This is a genomic window from Enterobacter sp. R-25, assembly GCF_049913205.1.
Lineage (GTDB): Bacteria > Pseudomonadota > Gammaproteobacteria > Enterobacterales > Enterobacteriaceae > Enterobacter > Enterobacter ludwigii.
On the sequence record NZ_CP183982.1, the window covers coordinates 4,466,917 to 4,487,773 of the forward strand.

Sequence of the window (20,857 nt, forward strand, 5' to 3'; positions counted from 1 at the left end):
CTATGTACCAGTTTATACTGGGAAAGATCTCCACCCTGAGCGCAGACCCGCTGGCGTCGACGCTTGCACATATGGCACCTGCGGGTGCACGAAATGCATCCTGGCTGGCGGGGAGAACCTTGCTCGCCAAAACGCTTTCTCCTTCTCCGTTACCCGAGATCGTCTATGGTGAGCAAGGGAAGCCGACCTTCGTGGATGCGCAGCCCTTCTGGTTTAACCTGAGTCACAGCGGCGATAATATCGCGCTGCTGCTGAGCGACGAAGGCGAAGTGGGGTGTGATATCGAAGTTATCCGCCCACGTGAAAACTGGCAGGCGCTGGCTAACGCCGTCTTCAGCGTGGCGGAACATGCGGAGCTGGAGCGCGAAGACCCGGAGACAAAGCTTTCTGCTTTCTGGGGGATCTGGACGCGTAAAGAGGCCATCGTGAAGCAGCGAGGCGGCAGCGCCTGGCAGATTGTCAGCATCGACAGCACGTCGCAGACGCATTCGGTAAGCCAGCTCCAGTTCGGCTCGCTCAGTCTTGCCGTCTGCACCTCAACGCCTTATACCCTTACCGCCGGGACGATTGCTCACCACGGGATGTCCGTGGCATAAAAATCACCAGCACGCCGAGAATAATCATCCCGACCCCCGCCAGCCCGTGCCAGGAAAAGTGTTCGTTCCAGCCGGGCAACAAAATGGCCGCGGCCCACACCAGAATGTAACTGAGGCTCAGCAAGGCATACGCTTTGCTGAGTGCCATGCGATGCAACGCCAGATACCAGCAGCCCATCGAGGCCACATACCCCATGAGTCCCAGCAGCAGCGCGCCAGTACCGGACGAGACGTGCCAGAGCGCGGAGACAAACGCATCAAGCTCGCTGACTGGCGGCAGGGCCTGCATGGCATAGCGCAGCAGCAGCTGCGCCGCGCTGACCAGCATTACGCTGCATAACGCCCAGAACGTTCCTCTCACAGGCTTCCTCCGAGGATAACAATGCCGATGATGATGAACCCGACGCCCAGCCAGTGATGCAACGCGACTTTTTCATGCCAGAATGCTTTCGCCGCCAGGGTCACCCAGACAAAATTGAGGCTCAGCATAGGGTAGGCAACGCCGACAGGCAGGCGCTGCAGGACCACCAGCCAGACCAGCATGCCGCTGCCCAGCGCCAGCAATGCCAGGCCCAGCCACAGCATAATATGCGCGCCACGCCGCCCGGCTTTCGCCGGACGGGTGGCCTGCTTCTGACACAGCTGCCCTGCGCAGGTCAGCAGGCTTGCCAGTATCAACCAGAGCCAGGTCGTCATTGCGGTAAATACTGCAGCCAGGCCAGACGGCCCTGAATATACAGGCTGTCCGGTTCTGGCAGATGAGCCCGCTTAATATCGTCGTGTTTTGACAGCAGGATCACCAGTGACACGCCCCCCTGCTGGCGATGCGTTGCCAGCCACTGCGCAAAATTATCTTTCTCGACAAACCGGTCTTTCACATCCGGGTACGCTAGCCCGTAGCTCAGCTCGCCGCTCTGACCAAACAGAATGATGTCATTACGCTTAAGCTCCCACGCCAGCCCGGAGGCCACGCCAACATTGTTCGCCAGCACAAACCGGCTGCTCTGAAGCGGGTCACGGATGGTATCCACCAGCGACTGCGGCTGTTTGGAATCTACCACCAGGTTAGGAATGGCAAACCCAATCAGCAGCGCCACGCCAGCAGGACACAACGCCGCCAGCCACCAGCGCTGCGCGCTTTGCCGCACGGTAAACCAGCCGACAGCCGCCCAGACGAGAAACGCCAGCACCGCGCAGAAGACTTTATACAGCTCAACGGATGTCCAGACCGGATGCTTAGCAACCCCCCACGGCGAGACCACCAGCGCCACCACCACGCCAATCACACCAAACGCCAGGTTAATCCCGCCGTTAATGCGTAACGCTCTGGCCCCTTTGTCCGCCGCGATGCAGGCATAGCGCGCCATCAGGATAGCCAGCGGAGCAAAACACGGCAGGATGTAGGTTGGCAGTTTGCCTTTGGCAATGCTGAAGAACAGCAGCGGCATCACGACCCATCCAAGCAGATAAAAGCCACCGCCCGTGTTGTCTCTTTCGCGCCAGCCCAGCCGAAACGCGCCGGGCAACAGCGCCAGCCACGGCAGACTGCCGGCCAGCAGGAACGGCAGGTAGTACCAGAACGGCGCTTTGTGCTGAGCATCGCTCTGGGCAAAGCGCTGAATATGCTCAACCCAGAAGAAGTAGCGCCAGAAATCAGGCTCTCGGTGCGCAATGGCCAGCGCCCAGGGCAGGACGATCAGCACACAGCTCACGATGGCCAGCCAGCCAAAGATCAGCACCTCTTTCCAGCGCTTCTGCGCAATCACCCACGGCAGCACGCCTATCACCGGCACCGCCAGCGCCAGGAATCCTTTGGTCATCACCCCCATGCCGCAGGCAAGCCCGAGCAGCACGTAGCCACCCGCTTTTCCGGCCACGGTTTCAGCCTGCGAGGCCAGCCAGAAGCTGCACATAGCGGCCACCAGCCACAGGGTAATGATGGGATCCAGCACGGCGTACGTACCAATGCCATACACCAGGAACAGGGTCAGGAAGATAAGGCCTGAGAAAATGGCAACGCGCTTATCCCGCCACAGGCGCCACGCCATCCAGATCACCAGCAGAGCCGTCAACCCGGTTGAGAATATGGCGCCGGCGCGCACGGCAAAGTTAGTATGCCCAAACAGCAGTTGCCCGATACTGTTGATCCAGTAGCCCGCAATCGGCTTTTCAAAGTAACGCAGCCCCAGAAAATGCGGGACAATCCAGTCTCCAGACGCCAGCATTTCGCGGCTGATTTCCGCATAGCGCGTTTCATCAGGCTGCCACAGCAGGCGGATATCGATCGGAATGAGGTAGTAAACGATAAACAGTGCGAGAAGCGCTAAGCCATAACGGGCTGCTTTCATGATACCGGACTCACGGTTTGTTGATAGCCAAGCCAGCCTTCCCGGCCAGCCAGTTCATTACGCACAATTTTGCCCACGGGCAGGACGCTAAGATCCTCTGGCAGCAATTCGCTCAATGGACAAAACTGAATGCCCTCCTGAGCGGCCATCGTCAACAGTGCATCGAAATCATGCTGATACGCAATCCCTTCCACTTCCGCGTGGATGGTGTAGACGGGCGTACCGGTGTCGCGATGAATGCAGTCCAGAATATAGCGATTGAACCCTCCTGCACTGACCTCGCGCCCAACCACTTCATCCCAGGTGGGAAGCGTGACCGGGATTTGCACCGTCCCCAGGCGATTCTCCCCGATGAGCGGCAAAAAAGGCCCGGTGCCGCGGCAATCACTGTTGTAGCGAAACGCGAAGGGTTCTTTGGCCTTCACCACGCGTTGGTCGGCACGCCATCCCGCCACGGCGGAGCAGCGAATCGTCTGGCCGGTAATGGCCTCCAGCTCCAGCATGCCGCGTTCAACTTCACGCGACAGGCGTGGAATATCCCAGACGCCAGCCCAGGCCTGCCAGGCATGGTGATCCCAGGCATGCAGTCCAACCTCATGGTGCTGCGCCGCGTCGCGGATAACGGCTTCATTACCCGCGCCAATGCGCCTGCCGGGCCATGCGGTTCCGGCCAGCAAAATATCCCAGCCGTAGAGAGAGGCTGCGCGTGAGCGCAGCATTTTGAACAGAAATGCCGGTTTAACCAGACGCCATAAATGACGTCCCATATTGTCAGGCCCCACGCTGAAGAAAATGGATGAGCGCACGTTGTGCTTGCTCAGCAGTTCCAGCAGTTTGGGTACGCCGTCACGCGTCCCCCTGAAGGTGTCGACATCAATGCGTAAACCGACTTTTCTCATGAGACCTGTTCCGACAGCTCCACGGTGCGCAGGAAGAAATCGAGCGTTTCATCAATGGTCTGATCCATCTTCACCGTCGGTGTCCAGTTCAGGCAGCGTTTCGCATTACGAATGCTCGGTTTACGGTGCTCAACGTCCTGATAACCTTTACCGTAGTAGCTGCTGCTTTCCACTTCACGGAAACCGGCAAACGGCGGGAAGCGATCGCGCAGCGGATGACGTTCAAAGCTTGCCAGCAGCATCTCAGCCAGCTCGCGAATGCTCGCTTCGTTATCCGGGTTACCGATGTTGATGATCTCTCCGTTGCAGCGACCCTCTTTGTTTTCGATGATGCGGAACAGCGCCTCAATACCGTCGCTGATATCCGTAAAGCAGCGTTTTTGTTTACCGCCTTCGATAAGCTTGATGGGCGAGCCTTCCACCAGGTTCAGGATCAGTTGGGTGATGGCACGTGAGCTGCCGATACGCGCCGCGTTAAGGTTATCCAGACGTGGCCCCATCCAGTTAAACGGACGGAACAGCGTAAAGCGCAGACCCGCTTTCTCGCCGTAGGCCCAGATCACGCGGTCGAGCAGCTGCTTGGAGACGGAATAAATCCAGCGCTGTTTGTTGATCGGCCCGACGACCAGGTTAGAGGTATCTTCGTCGAAGTTTTTGTCAGTACACATGCCGTACACTTCAGAAGTGGACGGGAAGATGATGCGCTTGTCGTATTTCACACAGTCGCGGATGATCTTCAGGTTCTCTTCGAAGTCCAGCTCGAACACGCGCAGCGGGTTACGGGTGTACTCAATCGGCGTGGCAATCGCCACCAGCGGCAGCACCACGTCACATTTTTTAATGTGATATTCAATCCACTCGGAGTGAATGCTGATATCCCCTTCCACAAAGTGGAAACGCGGGTTGTCGAGGAAACGACTGATGGCATCAGCACCGATATCCAGACCATAAATTTCGTAGTTATCGTCTTTCAGCAGACGCTCGGTCAGGTGGTTGCCGATAAAGCCGTTGACGCCAAGGATCAGCACGCGGGTGCGGCGTTTGATGGCCACAACCGGTGCGCTGGTGATCAGTGCGCCAGTGACCAGCCCCAGAGACTGAGCCAGCTGCGCGCCCTGAACGTAAACGCCGTTATCGGTTTGCCCGGTCACGATCTCCAGCGCCTGCTCGCCGCAGCTGACAATCAGCGGGGAAGCTGAGACAACGGTGCCCGGTTTGGCGGCAGGAATGTCGTCGCGTACGCGGGATTTCCAGACGATAAATTTACTCACGCCTGCAAAGCTGTACGCCCCCGGCCAGGGGTCGGTAACGGCACGCACCAGGTTGTGCAACTGACGAGCCGGCTTGTTCCAGTCCAGACGGCCATCTTCTGGCCGGCGACGGCCAAAACAGCTCGCCTTGCTCTCATCCTGCGCGGTCTCGCTGAAGGTGCCGTTAAGGATCGCTGGCAACACATCACGTAACAGGCTTTGCGCTACGGTGCAGAGCTTCTGATGAAGCTGCAGCGCAGTTTCATCCGCGTCGATAGCCACGCGCTGCTGCGCGATGATGGCACCGGCATCTGCGCGGTGCACCATACGGTGCAGAGTGACGCCGGTTTCCGTTTCACCGTTCACCAGCACCCAGTTCAGCGGTGCGCGGCCACGGTAGGCGGGCAGCAAAGAGCCGTGAAGATTAAATGCCCCTTTTGCGGCCAGACTTAAAATCTCATCGCAAATCAGGTTGCGATAATAGAACGAGAAGATGGCATCAGGCGCGAGCGCCCGGATGCGATCCACCCACAGCGGATGGTTGACATCGTCCGGGGCGTAAACCGGAATACCGCGCTCTGCGGCGATACGCGCCACCGAGCCAAAGAAGTTATTCTCTCCGGCCGTGTCCGGATGCGTGAAGATTGCAGCGATTTCATAGCCCGCTTCCAGCAGGGCCAGCGTGCCCGCACACCCCATATCGTGATAGGCAAAGACAACAGCTTTCATGGGTGAATTTCCTCTTGAGATGCTTTGTGTTCCTGGCGGACAACACGTTGAATAAAGTAGCGCGGACGTGCGCGAACATCGTTATAAATACGGCCAATGTATTCCCCGAGCAGGCCCATCCCGACAAACTGGGCGCCGATGAACATAAACAGCACGGCAAAGAGCATGAAGACCCCTTCCGCCGCCCACTGGGGACCGTAGATCAGGCGGAGTAACACCAGCAGCACGGAGAGCGCGAAGCCGAACACGGCAATGATGCTGCCGAAAACGCTCAACAGGCGCAGCGGCGTGGTGGTCAGGCAGGTGATAAGGTCGTACATCAGGTTGATGAGACGCATAAAGCTGTACTTCGACTCGCCGTGCTCGCGCTCGGCGTGCAGTACCGGGATTTCCGTCGCCTTACGGGCAAAAGTGTTCGCGAGAATGGGAATAAACGTGCTGCGTTCATGGCAGTGCAGCATGGCGTCGACAATATGGCGGCGGTAGGCGCGCAGCATGCAGCCATAATCGCCCATCGCTTTGCCGGTGGTTCGCTGGATCAGACGGTTGATTGTGCGGGAAGCCAGCTTACGGAACAGGCTGTCCTGACGGTTTTGCCGCACCGTGCCGACCACGTCGTACCCTTCATCGGCCTTTGCAACCAGACGCGGGATCTCTTCCGGCGGGTTTTGCAGATCGGCATCAAGCGTAATAATCAGATCGCCCGTCACGTGGCTGAACCCGGCCATAATGGCGGAGTGCTGGCCGTAGTTACGGTTAAGCAGCACGGCAACAATATGGCTGCCCTCGACCTGCGCGGCTTCGGTCAGCATCAGCGCGGAATTATCGCTACTGCCATCATCCACCAGCAGTATTTCATAGGCTTTGCCGAGCGTGTCGCAGGCGGCCGTCGTGCGGCTGATCAGTTCGGGCAGGCTCTCCTGTTCGTTGTAAACGGGGATAACCACAGAAACTTTTTGTACAGGCGGTGCGCTGAACATATCAATTTCCTGCAAGCTGATGGAGCGCGGTAATGACGCGGGTTGTGTCGTCATGAGTCATGTCCGGGAAAAGGGGGAGAGAACAAATACGCGCGCTATTCCATTCAGAATTCGGGAGCGATACATCAGGAAAACGCTCGCGGTAGTATTTTTGCGTGTGCGCCGCGCGGAAATGCAGGCCGGTGCCAATGCCTTTTTCCTTCAGGGCTGCCATCAGGTTGTCGCGAGAAATCCCGCAACGGGCTTCATCCACGCGAATGATGAACAGATGCCAGGCGTGGACGTGCGACCATGAAGGAATACGCAGCGGCTGGAACGGCGTATCGGCAAGCTCGCGAAGATAGCGTTCAGCAATGTCATGACGTCGTGCGTTGGCCTCTTTCAGTTTGCCCAACTGCACCAGCGCCAGCGCGGCGTTGATATCCGCCAGGTTGTATTTGAAGCCGGGCGTGATAACTTCTGCCTGCGGCGCACGACCGTGCGTCTGGCGGTCGTAAGCGTCCACACCCAGGCCGTGGAATTTCAGGCTACGGATCCGCTGCGCCAGTTGCGCATCGTCCGTGACCACTAACCCGCCTTCGGCGCAGGTCATGTTTTTAATGGCGTGGAATGAGAAAATCGCGGTGCCCTGCCAGCCCACGTGACGCGAGTGGTAGTACGTGCCGGCTGCATGCGCCGCATCTTCAATGACCGGAATACCGTGACGCTCCCCAATGGCGCGAATGGCGTCGATGTCACACGGCGCGCCAGCATAATGAACCGGAACAATCGCTTTTGTACGTGGCGTAATGGCGGCGTCGACCGCATCCGGCGTGACCATCAACGTATCCCGGTCCACATCAATCATCACCGGGGTTGCGCCCAGCAGCACAATCATATTCAGTGTGGATACCCAGGTCAGGGAGGGGGTAATCACTTCATCGCCTGGACCAATACCCAGCGCCATCAGCGTGACATGCATTCCCGCGGTCGCTGAGCTGACGGCAATCGCATGTTGATTCCCGGTTAGCTGACAGAATGCCTCTTCAAGCGCCTGATTTTTCGGTCCTGTGGTGATCCAGCCGGAGATTAATACCTCCTGCAACGCCGCTAATTCCTCGCTACCCATGGACGGCCGGGAAAAAGGCAAAAAATCACTCATCATTAATTTCCTTGCTGTATTAAAGGCGTCATCTTTTTTACTGCGCTGTCGTTATGGGCAGCTCAATGGAATCATGCAAGATGGTTTATAAATAAAGTCCAAATAAAATTTAGACTGCACTCCATTTATGTCAACAAACCATCAACTAAAGTAAAAGTATCGTCGTTTTCTTAGGAAAAAATTAAGAGATGAGGAAAGCGGAATGGGTAAAGAGCAACAGAGTGCAAGAGAAATCCTTTTACAACAGTAAGATGGGATTTAATTCTCTTTTTTTATTTTTTGTGAGTAGACTCACGACGGGCATTTAAATATTTCATTTCTTTTACATTAAAACGATAAGAAAAGTAAATGAACGCTCAACCAAAATAAAAACCCCGGCGGTTTCGTCAACCGCCGGGAACTTTCTTTTAATGTGAATTGTCGCGTTTACTTAAGATTAGCAGGAAAATCACTCGGCAATTCACTGGCCGCGCAGGCAATAACGCTTTCATTATTCGCCCCACAGTCGCGAACAAAGGTGATCGTCGCAAATTCATCAATGACTTCAGTGGGGTATGCCGGACCCGCATCACGATACGCATTCATCAATGGAATATGATCGTTCTGGAAGCAGACGGTTTTTTCTGGATTGTTGATCACCCAACGTGGGAAGAAGATGGTGCCGTGGAACAGTTTGTCACCCAGGTTTGCAATCAGGCTCACGTCGGTACCGGTTGGTTCTGTCCAGGAAATTTTATAGATGCTCTCACCTACGCGAACAATATAAGCCTGCTGATCTTTCACCCAACGATTCGCCACAATCCCGCTGTGAATACGGTAATCAAGGGTGGTTTCATTTTTGACATAAATCTCGTAATTCCAGCCATTATCGTAGGTATATACAAGGTGTTTGCCGACGAAGCCGCTTAAGTCATGTTTGTCGAAGGTGTTCATAATGTGTCTCCTTTGTTTTGATGAGACGATCGTACCCCTTCAAAAAATGAATGAATAACGCTATGTTTGAATCAAATTCATCCAAATTTTAGATTAATCATGCATAAGACGACGCTTGAACAATGGTCATTACTGGAAAGAGTGGTCGAGGCAGGCAGCTTTGCCAAAGCAGCGGAAGAGACCAACCGCAGCCAGTCCTCGGTCAGCTATAACCTGTCGCTGCTGCAGGAGCGGCTGGGCGTGGCGCTGCTGGTGCCCGAGGGGCGGCGGGCTGTCTTAACCCCGGCCGGCGAACTCCTGCTCAACCAGGTTAAACCGTTGCTGAAAGCCTTCGCCTATGTTGAGACCCGTGCGGCAAGCCTGCGTAATGGAATGCGCACGCGGTTAGATCTGGTGGTGGACAGCATTTTCCCGCGCCGACGCCTGTTCGCTATTTTGCGTCAGTTCCAGCAGCTGTATCCGCAAACGCAGGTCCGCCTCACCGAAGTGCTGGAAAATAGCCGCACCGATGTCATTAATGATGAAGCCGACGTGATGGTGTTAACCCGCCGCCAGGACATAACCGGTCTTGGCGAATGGCTGATGAATATCGACTTTGTTGCCGTGGCGCATCATCAACATCCCCTCTTTAGCCTCGACGCGCCGCTTAACGACGATATGCTGCGCCCGTGGCCGCTCATTCAGATAGCCGACAGCCAGACCGCCGCGCGTGCGGCCGGCGAGTCGTGGACCTTTTCCACCATTGATGCAGCCATAGAGGCGGTGATGTCTCAGGTCGGCTATGGCTGGCTGCCAGAGGAGCGTATTCAGACCCAGCTTGATCTGGGGGTGCTTAAACGCCTGCCGCTTAGCCATGGCGCACGCCGGGCTACGCCGCTGCACCTGATTGTGAAACGCTCCCTCGGCCCGCTGGATGAACAGGTTGAGACCCTGCTGCGCCTTTTTAGCCAGGAGCCGCCATCCTCACCTGCTACGCTTTAAGGTCCGAACGTTAAACACGATAAGGAGCAGATGATGAAGATCGATTTTACGGGGAAAGTCGCGCTGGTGACCGCCTCTACCGGCGGGATCGGGTTCGCCATAGCCCGAGGGCTGGCTGAAAGCGGTGCGGAAGTGATCATCAATGGCCGTAGCACGGAGTCTGTGAATAAAGGTATCCAGCAGCTACAACAGGTTGTGCCTGGGGTGCAGGTACGCGCTGCGATTGCCGACCTCAGCACGGCTGAAGGGGTGGAATCGCTGCTGAACGTGGCGACCCACGTCGACATCCTGGTCAACAACGCCGGCATTTACGGCCAGCAGGATTTTTATGGCACCGACGATGACACCTGGGAGCGTTACTGGCAGACAAACGTGATGTCCGGCGTGCGTATCTCCCGTGCGCTGCTGCCGGGTATGGTGCAGAAAGGCTGGGGACGCGTGGTGTTTATTTCGTCCGAGTCGGCCTGCAATATTCCGGCGGACATGATCCACTATGGCGTGACCAAAACGGCGCAGCTGTCGCTCGCTCGCGGGCTGGCGAAGTTCGTGGCGGGAAGCGGTGTCACGGTGAACAGCGTATTGCCCGGTCCCACCCTTTCAGACGGTTTTGCCGGCATGATGAAAGACGAGATCGAGAGAACCGGCAAATCGCTGGAGGAACTGGCGAAAGAGTTTGTGATGACTCACCGCCCGAGCTCGGTTATCCAGCGTGCCGCGACGGTGGAAGAAGTCGCCAATATGGTGGTGTATGTCTGCTCGCCCCAGGCCTCCGCCACCTCGGGCGCGGCACTGCGCGTCGATGGTGGCGTGGTGGATGACATCATCTGATCCCTCAGACAGAACGGTCTGTGACCCGTCGGGCAGTAATATAGTGCGCCTGCCAGTAGTCATCAGTCAGGGTTGAGACGGTTACGCCCTGGCTGCGTGAGGCATGAATAAACTGGCTATTGCCGATGTACACGCCCACGTGCCTTCGGTCTGGACCGGTCTGAAAGAAGACCAAATCCCCCGCCTTCAGACGGTATTGCGCCACCTTCACGCCGCGATGGATCTGTTCGCCCGTCGTGCGCGGCAGATTAAGGTTCGCCGCATCGCTGAACAGATGCTGCATCAGCGCGGAGCAGTCCACGCCCCGATGTGTGGTCCCGCCCCACTGATAGTGGGTGCCTTTCCACTTCTGGTATTGATCAAGGATCCGGGTACGCAGTGGTCCTGTTTCCTGGTGCAGCAGCGCGGATTTTGCCGGAGAAAGGGCAAGCTCGCGGTTCATTGACAGCATCGACGCCGGCAGTTGAAAACTCAATGCCGAAAACGAAGCCAGACTTAACGAGAGGATTGAAATAAGCGATCTAAACGTCATATCAAAATAGATTCAGTGAGTGAATATTTTCCTTACCGGTGGGGGCCAACGTTCCCCCGAAATAGCGCTCAATGTGGCGATAATATAGACAGCTCGCTTTTCAACCAATTATTATTGAGACCAAAAATGGACTCACTTTCCGATCGCAAGATCGCGAAAAAAATGCTCAAGACAGAAGGACAGACAGGGTAAAGCAGGTAAACTAATCAACAGAATGTGTATTTTAGCTAAGACGTATTTATGACCAATATGATTGCCGACGAGGCCGTGGCCAAATCCAACGTGCTCTCCGTCTTCGACTTTGATGGAACACTGACGCACCACGACAGCTTTATCCCTTTCCTGCGTTTTGCCTTTGGTAAACGTTACTTCGCGGGCCGCCTGGTGCGTATGGCCTTGCCCACGCTCCACTGCGTGCGTCGTAAGCTGACGCGCGATGAGCTGAAGGAAGTGTTGATTAAAACGTTCCTGACGGGCGTGGATGAACACTGGCTACGCCAGCAGGCGGAAGCGTTTTGCGAAAAATACTGGGACAAGCTGATGCGCCCTGCCGGCGTACTGGCCGTCGCCGCAGAGGTGAATTCCGGTGCGGAAGTGACCATCTGCTCCGCCTCTCCGGCGCTGGTGCTCCAGCCATGGGCTGACAAGCTAGGGATTAAGCTGATTGGCACACAGCTGGAAGTGAAAGACGGCAAGCTGACCGGACGTATCACCGGCAACAACTGCCGCTGTGCCCAGAAGGTGGCGAGGCTGGAAAAAGTGTATGGCGATCTGAATAGCTACCACCTGCGCGCGTGGGGCGATACCCGCGGTGACCATGAACTGCTGGCGGCGGCGCAGGATGCACACTGGCGGCACTTCCATCCACCGCGCAAGCGTCGACATTCACCGATTAAGTGTTAGACACTGTCTACCCGAAAACGGCAACCAAAGGTTGCCGTTTTGCTTTTAATGGGCTTCTTTCTTACCCGGGAACATCACGCTGGTGATAATCCCCAGCGCCAGCACGCCAAGCACCACAAACAGGCTTGCCGTGGCACCAATGCTGTAACCGTGGTGCCAGAAGTGATCGGTGGCATTTAATCCGAGCTTGAACGCCACGAAGAACAGCAGCAGCACGACCGCTTTCTCCAGATGCACCAGATACTGCTTCAGCGCTTCCAGCACGAAGTAGAGCGTACGCAAGCCGAGGATGGCAAACATCATTGCGCTGTAAATAATAAGCGGCTCACGGCTGACGGCAATAATGGCCGGCACGGAGTCAAACGCGAACATCACATCAGAGAGTTCCACGACCGCCACGCAAAGCAACAGCGGCGTTGCGTAGCGTTTCGCCTTCTTCACGCGTCCAACCGTTACGTCCTGGTTTTCAGGTTTCTCCAGCTCCCCGTCCACCTCTTTCTGGGTCAGAATAAAGGCATTGCTGCTGATTTTAGGCCAGACAGGATAGAAGCGTTTCACCAGACGGTAAGCCAGATGGCCGGAGTAATCTTCAACCTCGTCACTCTCTTCATTACGTCTGAGCATCATCACCGCCGTCCAGCCGACGACCAGCGCGAAGATAACCTCCACGTAAGGCCCCAGACTTAACAGGCTGGTCCCAATGGCCACAAAGATACCGCGGAAAACAATCGCCCCCAGCACGCCCCAGTAGAGGACGCGGTGACGATATTTATCCGGCACGCCGAACCAGGCAAAAATCGCCATCATCACAAACAGGTTATCAACGGAGAGCACCTCTTCCAGCGCGTAACCGGTGAGGAACAGGCTCGCCATCTCTGCGCCGTGGTGAACATACAGGAACCCGGCGAAAGCCATGGCCATCATGACCCAGAAGAGGGACCACATGGCAGCGCTTTTCAGCGAGATCGGTTTATCGTGACGGTGCATAAAGAGGTCGATAAACATCGCCCCGACGGCCATCACTACAAAGACAACAACGGTTTCAGTCGGGAAACCGAGATGAGCAGCAGACATACACAACCCTTTTGGCAGACAAAACACAGCACCATGCAAACTGGCGTAAACCAGGAACGGAAAGGGGCAGGCTGTTTACCAGCCTTTAACCCTTAAAGCCGCGGCCTTCCAGGCCCGGCAAAGAGAGGTACTTTACCGCACTCCATGGGGTCGCGCATCTGCCGTTTAGGCGCTCATGCCGCGCAAACGCTGCAGTACGGCCACCAGAACCGCCACTGACCAGCCCACCATCAAGGCGCCGACCAGGCCTTCCACACCCCCAATCAGCCGCCAGTGCTGAGGCAACGTGACATCGCCGTATCCCACCGTGGCGTAACTGACCAGTGAAAAGTAGAAGCTGGTGTTCCAGTCGTTAAATGCATCAATAACAAAATAAAACCCGGCGAAGAGACCGGCTTCAAGAAGATGGGCGAAGATCATGGAGATAACGATCCCGACGTTACGCAAAACCACGCGCACCGCAGAGTCGACCTCTAAATTAATGAATTTTAAAACGCAAAACATCCACAGCGAATGGATGACCACCGTAAGGGTAAGCAAAATAATGATGCTGAGTAGCTGCATGAAAGGTGCTCTGACCGGGAAGAAAAATGACCCCGCGAACGCAGCGGGGCACCTGGAGCTGTCTGGCCTGGTCGAAGCTTAATGGATCGGAGGAAAAAAGTTGGTGCAATAATTGCGATGCGTTATTATTTCTCTGCCAGCGCCTGAGCACACGCCCAGGCACTTGCCCATGCCCACTGGAAATTGTATCCGCCGAGCCAGCCGGTTACATCCATCACCTCACCAATAAAATAGAGCCCCGGCACGTTGCGCGCTTCCATGGTGCGTGAGGAGAGTTCATGGGTGTCGACCCCGCCAAGCGTCACTTCCGCCGTACGGTAGCCTTCGGTACCGTTGGGCTGCACCCGCCAGGCTGTCAGCGTCTCAACCAGCACCTCCTGTTCGCGGCTGTTAAGCTGCTTGAGCGACACATCGGGGATCTGACCCAGCACCTGCAAACATTCCACCAGACGTTTTGGCAACTGCATGGCCAGCGTGTTTTTCAGGCTTTGATTCGGGTGCGCCGCGCGTTGCTCGTTGAGGAAAGCCTCCAGGTCGCAATCGGGTAGCAGGTTAACCGTGACAAACTCCCCCGGCTGCCAGTAGCTGGAGATTTGCAGTACCGCCGGGCCGGAAAGACCACGGTGGGTAAACAGCAGGTTTTCACGGAAAACCGTACCGTCTTCAGCCGTAATGACCGACGGAACCGAGACGCCAGAAAGCGTCTGGAGCTGTTCCAGCAGGGGCTTATGCAGGGTGAACGGTACCAGCCCCGCACGGGTGGGCAGCACGTTCAGGCCAAACTGTTCGGCAATCTTGTAGCCGAATGGTGAAGCACCGAGCCCCGGCATGGAGAGGCCACCGCTGGCAATCACCAGGTTATCGGCGCTGACGCTTTCCCCGTTTAACTGCAGCGTGTAGCCCTGCTCATCACGGGACACCTCCAGCACTTCCGTGCGCAGGCGCATCACCACGCGGCCCTTCTCGCACTCGGCCACCAGCATATCGACAATCTGCTGGGCGGAGTCATCACAGAACAGCTGGCCCAGCGTCTTCTCATGCCATGCGATACCGTGCTTACCCACCAGGTCGATAAAGTCCCACTGGGTGTAACGCGCCAGGGCCGATTTGCAAAAATGACGGTTCTGGCTCAGATAAGCTGCAGGTTCGACGTAGAGATTTGTAAAGTTGCAGCGCCCGCCACCGGACATCAGAATTTTACGTCCTGGCTTTTTACCGTTATCCAGCAACAGCACGCGACGACCCGCCTGTCCGGCCATCGCCGCACAAAACATACCCGCCGCACCGGCGCCAATTACCACGGCATCAAACCTTTCCACGTCAAAATCCTCTTCGTTAACTGCCGCGGATTGTAAAGTTTCCTCTGTGGTCACACCAGCGTAATTAACCGAGATATCAGTCATATACTTGAAATATAAAATATATTTCTTTACCTAACGCCAACAAAGCCGAAGTTATATCAAAAAAAAGCTATATTTCACTTTGCCCGCCGCGCATTTGTCCTGGATAATGCGCCGCGTTCATGTCCTCAAAATGGCGTAACGTCCTATGCTACATTTGTTTGCTGGCCTGGATTTACATACCGGGCTTTTATTATTGCTTGCTCTGGTTTTTGTACTGTTTTACGAAGCGATCAACGGCTTCCACGACACTGCAAACGCAGTAGCAACGGTTATCTACACTCGCGCAATGCGATCGCAGCTCGCGGTTGTTATGGCGGCGGTATTTAACTTTTTTGGTGTTCTTCTGGGTGGACTGAGCGTTGCATATGCGATCGTGCATATGTTGCCAACGGATCTGCTTCTCAACGTTAGTTCTGGCCATGGCCTCGCTATGGTGTTCTCAATGCTGCTTGCTGCAATTATCTGGAACCTCGGTACCTGGTATTTCGGCCTGCCTGCATCCAGTTCTCACACCCTCATCGGCGCGATTATCGGTATTGGGTTAACAAATGCCCTCATGACCGGTACCTCGGTTGTTGATGCGTTAAACATCCCGAAAGTGCTGGGAATTTTCGCCTCACTGATTGTCTCCCCTATCGTGGGTCTGGTGGTCGCAGGCGGATTGATTTTCATCCTGCGTCGTTACTGGAGCAATACGAAAAAACGCTCCCGTATTCACCTGACGCCGGCAGAGCGTGAGAAGAAAGACGGCAAGAAAAAGCCGCCATTCTGGACGCGGATTGCCCTGATCCTTTCCGCTATCGGCGTTGCCTTCTCTCACGGTGCGAACGACGGTCAGAAAGGCATTGGTCTGGTAATGCTGGTACTGATTGGCGTCGCACCGGCGGGATTCGTGGTTAACATGAACGCCTCCGGTTACGAAATCACCCGTACCCGTGATGCGGTGAACAACGTTGAAATCTACTTCCAGCAACACCCTGAGCTGCTGAAGAAGGCAACCGGCGTTGACCAGTTGATCCCTTCTCCTGAAGCAGGCGCTACCACTGCGCCGGGCGAATTCCACTGCCATCCGGCAAACGCGATTAACGCGCTGGAACGTGCCAAAGGCATGCTGGGTAATATCGAAAGCTACGACAAACTGTCCGTTGAGCAACGTGGTCAACTGCGTCGCATTATGCTGTGCATCTCTGATGTCACGGATAAAGTGGCGAAGCTGCCAGAAGTGAATGCTGACGACCAGCGTCTGCTGAAGAAACTGAAAGGCGATATGCTCAATACTATTGAGTACGCGCCAATCTGGATCATCATGGCTGTCGCACTGGCTCTCGGTATCGGTACGATGATTGGCTGGCGTCGTGTGGCGACCACCATCGGCGAGAAGATCGGTAAGAAAGGCATGACGTATGCGCAGGGTATGTCCGCGCAGATGACGGCGGCGGTTTCAATCGGTCTGGCGAGCTATACCGGTATGCCAGTTTCGACCACCCACGTACTCTCCTCTTCCGTGGCAGGGACCATGATTGTTGACGGCGGCGGTCTGCAACGCAAAACCGTGACCAACATTCTGATGGCCTGGGTATTTACCCTTCCGGCCTCTATCCTGCTGTCGGGTGGGTTGTACTGGATTTCGCTGAAGCTTATCTAATCGGCAGAACGCGATAAAAAAGCGGGTCAGGAAACTGACCCGCTTTTTTTATGCTCAGTGCCAAATCATCAAGGCAATCATGCTGACCACAACCAGACCACACAGGGCGCTGGTTAAAATGAACTGACGGCGAAGACGCTCGCAACGGCGAATAAACTCTTCATCGTGGTGATCGCGATAGCGCTGGTAATAGATATACCCTACCAGACGCATCTGCTTGCTGGGCTGTCCGTGCGAGGTGAAGAACCCTCCACCGTCCACATACTGATAAAGCAACGGATCGCAACCACGAAGTACCACTAACAGCGCACGTAACGATGAGAAGTAGCGCGCCATATTCACTATGCAAACCACGCATAACGCCCAAAACAATGCGACGGTGCTAATCATACATCCTCCCCGGCGTACGCCCACGAAGCAAGGCCTCTGAGCTACCGCACTCCAGTGCCCTGACAGACAGTTCAGTGAAAGAATGAACAAAAGTCGATCCGGTTCGCGTTTTAATATCCGAACGGCTCATTAAATAGTGTAGGAGATCCGTTAATTTTTTTGCCACAAGGTTAATCGTTATCAACACCAAAGCTTGAAAAATATGTTTTACTGGGCCGTAATGAAAGCATCAGACGACGGCTTTTCCATTTAGTCATCGATAACTTAAGGAAGGAGTAACACTATGGCTTACAAACACATTCTCATCGCGGTAGACCTCTCTCCGGAGAGTAAAGTGCTGGTTGATAAAGCGGTATCCATGGCACGCCCTTACAACGCGAAAGTTTCTCTTATCCACGTTGATGTGAATTACTCCGACCTCTATACCGGTCTGATTGACGTCAATCTCGGTGATATGCAGAAACGCATCTCTGAAGAGACACACCACGCCCTGAGCGAACTGTCCACCAACGCGGGCTACCCTATCACCGAAACCTTAAGCGGCAGCGGCGATCTGGGTCAGGTGCTGGTTGATGCGATTAAGAAATACGATATGGACCTGGTCGTTTGTGGTCACCACCAGGACTTCTGGAGCAAGCTGATGTCTTCCGCGCGTCAGCTGATTAACACCGTTCATGTGGATATGCTGATTGTTCCACTGCGTGACGAAGAAGACGAGTAAGTCTGCTTTCCCTCTCCCAAAGGGAGAGGGAACCGTTCGAGCCTCTTTCCAGCGCGGGTTGGGGTGACAGCATCAAACTGCACACCCTAACCTTCCTGTTCCGGCGTCCCCGAATAAATATCAAACCGGTGCCCTTTGGTAACCACCGCATTGGCCGTGGCCACGTCCGCCAGCGGCGGCGCATAGTCCGGGCGTTTCACCACCACGCGCTTCGTGGCTAACTGACGAGCAGGCACCAGCAAACCATCCGCGTCTAAATCCGGCCCGACCAGCGACTGGAACACCCGCATCTCTTTCTTCACCAGCGCGCTTTTCTGCTTATGCGGGAACATCGGGTCGAGATAGACCACCTGCGGACGCGGAGTGATATCGGTCAGCGCCGTCAGGCTGGAGGCGTGAATCAACTGCAAGCGCGCCTGCAGCCACAGTCCAATCTCCGGGTCGGCATAGCCGCGCGTCAGCCCGTCGTCGAGCAGCGCGGCCACGACCGGATTGCGCTCCAGCATCCGCACGTGACACCCTACCGAGGCCAGGACAAACGCATCGCGCCCTAAACCCGCCGTGGCATCCACCACGTCCGGAAGATAGCTTCCTTTGACGCCAACCGCTTTGGCAACCGCTTCACCGCGACCGCCGCCGAACTTGCGCCGGTGCGCCATGGCGCCCCCCACAAAATCGACAAATATCCCGCCGAGCCTGGGTTCGTCACGCTTACGTAATTCCAGATGCGCCGGCGTCATCACCAGCGCCATCAGGTTTTCATCATCATGCTCCAGCCCCCAGCGGGCGGCCAGAACAGATAAGGCGCCGTCTCCGGCGCCTGTTTCATCGACTAAACAGATCTTCACGTAACGGTTAGCCTTTAATTCCGTAGTGCTCAAGCATCGCATCCAGCTGCGGCTCGCGGCCACGGAAGCGTTTGAACAGCACCATTGGCTCTTCAGAACCGCCGCGCGTCAGGATGTTATCAAGGAACGACTGGCCGGTTTCACGGTTGAAAATGCCCTCTTCTTCAAAGCGAGAGAACGCATCCGCCGCCAGCACGTCGGCCCACAGGTAGCTGTAATAGCCTGCCGCATAGCCGCCCGCGAAGATATGGCTGAACGCGTGCGGGAAGCGGCCCCAGGTTGGGCCAGGAATAACGGCGACCTGCTTTTTAATCTCGGCCAGCGTCTCGAGGATTTTCGCCCCCTGCTCCGGACTAAACTCGGCGTGCAGACGGAAGTCGAACAGGCCGAACTCCAGCTGGCGCAGGATAAACATCGCCGCCTGGTAGTTTTTCGCCGCCAGCATTTTATCCAGCAGTTCTTTCGGCAGCGGCTCGCCAGTTTCGTAATGGCCGGAGATGAACGCCAGCGCGTCCGGCTCCCAGCACCAGTTTTCCATAAACTGGCTTGGCAGTTCGACCGCATCCCATGGCACACCGCTGATACCGGCAACGCCTGCGGTTTCGATACGGGTCAGCATATGGTGCAGGCCGTGACCGAACTCGTGGAACAGGGTGATCACTTCGTCATGGGTAAACAGCGCAGGCTTGCCATTCACCGGACGGTTGAAGTTACAGGTCAGGTACGCCACCGGCTTCTGCAGGGAGCCGTCCGCTTTACGCATCTGCCCGACGCAATCATCCATCCATGCACCGCCGCGTTTGTTCTCGCGAGCGTACAGATCCAGGTAGAAGCTCCCGCGCAGCTCGTTCTTCTCGTCATACAGTTCGAAGAAGCGCACGTCCGGATGCCAGACGTCGATGTCGGTACGTTCTTTGGCGGTGATCCCGTAAATGCGTTTAACCACTTCAAACAGACCGTTAACGGCTTTGTTTTCCGGGAAGTAAGGACGCAGCTGCTCATCGCTGATGCTGTAAAGGTGCTGTTTCTGTTTTTCACTGTACCAGGCGATATCCCACGGCTGCAGCTCGTCGACACCGTATTCCGCTTTCGCGAAGGCGCGCAGCTGTGCCAGCTCTTTCTCGCCCTGCGGACGCGCACGTTTCGCCAGGTCAGTCAGGAAATCGAGGACCTGCTGTGGATTTTCCGCCATTTTGGTGGCGAGGGATTTGGAGGCGTAGCTCTCAAAGCCCAGCAACTGTGCCAGCTCGTGACGCAGCGCGAGGATTTCAGCCATCACCGGGCTGTTATCCCACTTACCGGCATTCGGGCCCTGATCGGAAGCGCGGGTGCTGTACGCACGGTACATCTCTTCGCGCAGCGCCTGATTGTCGCAGTAGGTCATGACCGGCAGGTAGCTTGGGATATCCAGGGTTAAGAGGAAGCCTTCCTGCTCTTTCGCTTCGGCCTGCGCTTTCGCCGCCGCCAGCGCGCTTTCCGGCATACCGGCCAGCTCGGCTTCGTCGGTAATCAGCTTCGTCCAGCCCATGGTCGCGTCCAGCACGTTGTTGCTGTACTGGTTGCCCAGCTCAGACAGACGGGCCGCAATTTCACCGTAACGGGTCTGTTTCTCTTTCGGCAAACCAATGCCGGAGAGTTCGAAATCACGCAGAGCGTTATCGACCGATTTTTTCTGCGCGGTGTTAAGTTCGGCATAGTGGTCGCCATCGCGCAGGTCGCGATAGGCTTTGTACAGCCCCTCGTGTTGACCAACCCAGGTGCTGTACTCAGAGAGCAACGGCAGGGTTTGTTCATACGCGTCACGGAGTTCCGGGCTGTTTTTCACTGAATTCAGATGGCTTACCGGGGAGAAGAGGCGTCCCAGCACGTCATCCACTTCGGCCAGCGGCTGACACAGATTTTCCCAGGTGTACGGCGCGCCCTGCGCCACCACGCTTTCTACCGCCGCTCGGCAGTTGTCCAGCGCCTGCGTTACGGCTGGAACCACATGCTCAGGGAGGATTTTAGAAAACGGTGGCAACGAAAAAGGCGTCAGTAATGGATTGGTCATAAACGCTGTCCTGTTGAATAAGATGAATGAAGCGCGCATCCG

General features: G+C 55.9%; 21 protein-coding genes. 6 read left to right on the forward strand and 15 right to left on the reverse strand.

Annotated features, from left to right (window positions below; translation table 11 throughout):
* Positions 1–2: 2 nt before the first annotated feature.
* Positions 3–596, forward strand: a complete 594-nt coding sequence (gene acpT, locus ACN9MQ_RS21400; protein ID WP_014172047.1) for a 4'-phosphopantetheinyl transferase AcpT — start codon at positions 3–5, stop codon at positions 594–596.
* On the opposite strand, the gene arnF is transcribed toward acpT, so the two are convergent.
* From arnF to ACN9MQ_RS21440, 8 genes are all read right to left on the reverse strand, one after another.
* Positions 553–957 (reverse strand): 4-amino-4-deoxy-L-arabinose-phosphoundecaprenol flippase subunit ArnF, encoded by a 405-nt coding sequence (gene arnF / locus ACN9MQ_RS21405; RefSeq protein ID WP_073397691.1) that lies wholly within the window; start codon positions 955–957, stop codon positions 553–555. The two genes, acpT and arnF, sit on opposite strands and share 44 nt — an antisense overlap.
* Entirely contained in the window at positions 954–1,292 is a 339-nt protein-coding gene (arnE, locus tag ACN9MQ_RS21410) for a 4-amino-4-deoxy-L-arabinose-phosphoundecaprenol flippase subunit ArnE (protein ID WP_014172049.1), read from the reverse strand. Before arnE ends, arnF begins: the two co-directional genes overlap by 4 nt.
* On the reverse strand, positions 1,289–2,944 hold the full coding sequence (gene arnT, locus ACN9MQ_RS21415) for a lipid IV(A) 4-amino-4-deoxy-L-arabinosyltransferase (protein WP_426021570.1): 1,656 nt from the start codon (positions 2,942–2,944) through the stop codon (positions 1,289–1,291). The genes arnE and arnT overlap by 4 nt, the downstream gene beginning before the upstream one ends.
* Positions 2,941–3,843 carry a 4-deoxy-4-formamido-L-arabinose-phosphoundecaprenol deformylase gene (gene arnD, locus ACN9MQ_RS21420; protein ID WP_020884517.1) on the reverse strand — a complete coding sequence of 301 codons (903 nt, stop codon included), beginning with the start codon at positions 3,841–3,843 and terminating at the stop codon, positions 2,941–2,943. The genes arnT and arnD overlap by 4 nt, the downstream gene beginning before the upstream one ends.
* Positions 3,840–5,822 (reverse strand): bifunctional UDP-4-amino-4-deoxy-L-arabinose formyltransferase/UDP-glucuronic acid oxidase ArnA, encoded by a 1,983-nt coding sequence (arnA, locus tag ACN9MQ_RS21425; RefSeq protein WP_014172052.1) that lies wholly within the window; start codon positions 5,820–5,822, stop codon positions 3,840–3,842. Before arnA ends, arnD begins: the two co-directional genes overlap by 4 nt.
* Positions 5,819–6,802, reverse strand: coding sequence for an undecaprenyl-phosphate 4-deoxy-4-formamido-L-arabinose transferase (gene arnC, locus ACN9MQ_RS21430; protein WP_044858896.1), 984 nt, complete (start codon positions 6,800–6,802; stop codon positions 5,819–5,821). The genes arnA and arnC overlap by 4 nt, the downstream gene beginning before the upstream one ends.
* A 1-nt stretch (position 6,803) precedes the next feature.
* A complete protein-coding gene (arnB, locus tag ACN9MQ_RS21435) occupies positions 6,804–7,943 on the reverse strand; it encodes a UDP-4-amino-4-deoxy-L-arabinose aminotransferase (RefSeq protein WP_426021577.1) in 1,140 nt (379 codons plus the stop codon).
* A gap of 426 nt (positions 7,944–8,369) precedes the next feature.
* Entirely contained in the window at positions 8,370–8,876 is a 507-nt protein-coding gene (locus tag ACN9MQ_RS21440; RefSeq protein ID WP_049021789.1) for a phenolic acid decarboxylase, read from the reverse strand.
* 99 nt (positions 8,877–8,975) lie between these two features.
* On the opposite strand from ACN9MQ_RS21440, the gene ACN9MQ_RS21445 reads away from it, so the two are divergent.
* Complete coding sequence (locus ACN9MQ_RS21445; RefSeq protein ID WP_020884513.1) at positions 8,976–9,857, forward strand: LysR family transcriptional regulator; 882 nt, start codon at positions 8,976–8,978, stop codon at positions 9,855–9,857.
* 33 nt (positions 9,858–9,890) lie between these two features.
* Positions 9,891–10,685, forward strand: coding sequence for an SDR family NAD(P)-dependent oxidoreductase (locus tag ACN9MQ_RS21450; protein ID WP_025202822.1), 795 nt, complete (start codon positions 9,891–9,893; stop codon positions 10,683–10,685).
* 4 nt (positions 10,686–10,689) lie between these two features.
* On the opposite strand, the gene ACN9MQ_RS21455 is transcribed toward ACN9MQ_RS21450, so the two are convergent.
* The gene (locus tag ACN9MQ_RS21455) at positions 10,690–11,217 is read right to left on the reverse strand and encodes an NlpC/P60 family protein (protein ID WP_014172058.1); all 528 of its coding nucleotides are present in this window, start codon (positions 11,215–11,217) and stop codon (positions 10,690–10,692) included.
* A gap of 240 nt (positions 11,218–11,457) precedes the next feature.
* Here ACN9MQ_RS21455 and ACN9MQ_RS21460 point away from each other — a divergent pair, with 240 nt between their 5' ends.
* Positions 11,458–12,120, forward strand: coding sequence for an HAD family hydrolase (locus ACN9MQ_RS21460; RefSeq protein ID WP_014172059.1), 663 nt, complete (start codon positions 11,458–11,460; stop codon positions 12,118–12,120).
* A 45-nt stretch (positions 12,121–12,165) separates the two neighbouring features.
* Here ACN9MQ_RS21460 and ACN9MQ_RS21465 read toward each other — a convergent pair whose 3' ends face one another.
* The 3 genes from ACN9MQ_RS21465 to ACN9MQ_RS21475 all read right to left on the reverse strand — a co-directional run bounded on the left by ACN9MQ_RS21465 (position 12,166) and on the right by ACN9MQ_RS21475 (position 15,077).
* Positions 12,166–13,194, reverse strand: coding sequence for a TerC/Alx family metal homeostasis membrane protein (locus ACN9MQ_RS21465; protein ID WP_342864992.1), 1,029 nt, complete (start codon positions 13,192–13,194; stop codon positions 12,166–12,168).
* A gap of 165 nt (positions 13,195–13,359) precedes the next feature.
* Positions 13,360–13,758: a potassium channel family protein gene (locus ACN9MQ_RS21470; RefSeq protein WP_020884509.1), complete on the reverse strand. Its 399-nt coding sequence runs from the start codon at positions 13,756–13,758 to the stop codon at positions 13,360–13,362.
* A 125-nt stretch (positions 13,759–13,883) separates the two neighbouring features.
* Positions 13,884–15,077, reverse strand: coding sequence for an NAD(P)/FAD-dependent oxidoreductase (locus ACN9MQ_RS21475; protein WP_426021571.1), 1,194 nt, complete (start codon positions 15,075–15,077; stop codon positions 13,884–13,886).
* A 229-nt stretch (positions 15,078–15,306) separates the two neighbouring features.
* Between ACN9MQ_RS21475 and pitA the strand changes: the two genes are divergently transcribed.
* Complete coding sequence (gene pitA, locus ACN9MQ_RS21480) at positions 15,307–16,806, forward strand: inorganic phosphate transporter PitA (RefSeq protein WP_014172068.1); 1,500 nt, start codon at positions 15,307–15,309, stop codon at positions 16,804–16,806.
* A 54-nt stretch (positions 16,807–16,860) separates the two neighbouring features.
* On the opposite strand, the gene uspB is transcribed toward pitA, so the two are convergent.
* Positions 16,861–17,196, reverse strand: coding sequence for a universal stress protein UspB (gene uspB / locus ACN9MQ_RS21485; RefSeq protein ID WP_003861224.1), 336 nt, complete (start codon positions 17,194–17,196; stop codon positions 16,861–16,863).
* A 283-nt stretch (positions 17,197–17,479) separates the two neighbouring features.
* On the opposite strand from uspB, the gene uspA reads away from it, so the two are divergent.
* A complete protein-coding gene (gene uspA, locus ACN9MQ_RS21490; protein ID WP_003861223.1) occupies positions 17,480–17,917 on the forward strand; it encodes a universal stress protein UspA in 438 nt (145 codons plus the stop codon).
* Between the two features lie 86 nt (positions 17,918–18,003).
* Here uspA and rsmJ read toward each other — a convergent pair whose 3' ends face one another.
* Together rsmJ and prlC are read right to left on the reverse strand one after the other, a co-directional pair.
* A complete protein-coding gene (gene rsmJ, locus ACN9MQ_RS21495) occupies positions 18,004–18,765 on the reverse strand; it encodes a 16S rRNA (guanine(1516)-N(2))-methyltransferase RsmJ (protein ID WP_044857865.1) in 762 nt (253 codons plus the stop codon).
* A 7-nt stretch (positions 18,766–18,772) separates the two neighbouring features.
* Positions 18,773–20,815 (reverse strand): oligopeptidase A, encoded by a 2,043-nt coding sequence (gene prlC, locus ACN9MQ_RS21500; protein ID WP_196087532.1) that lies wholly within the window; start codon positions 20,813–20,815, stop codon positions 18,773–18,775.
* Positions 20,816–20,857 lie beyond the last annotated feature (42 nt).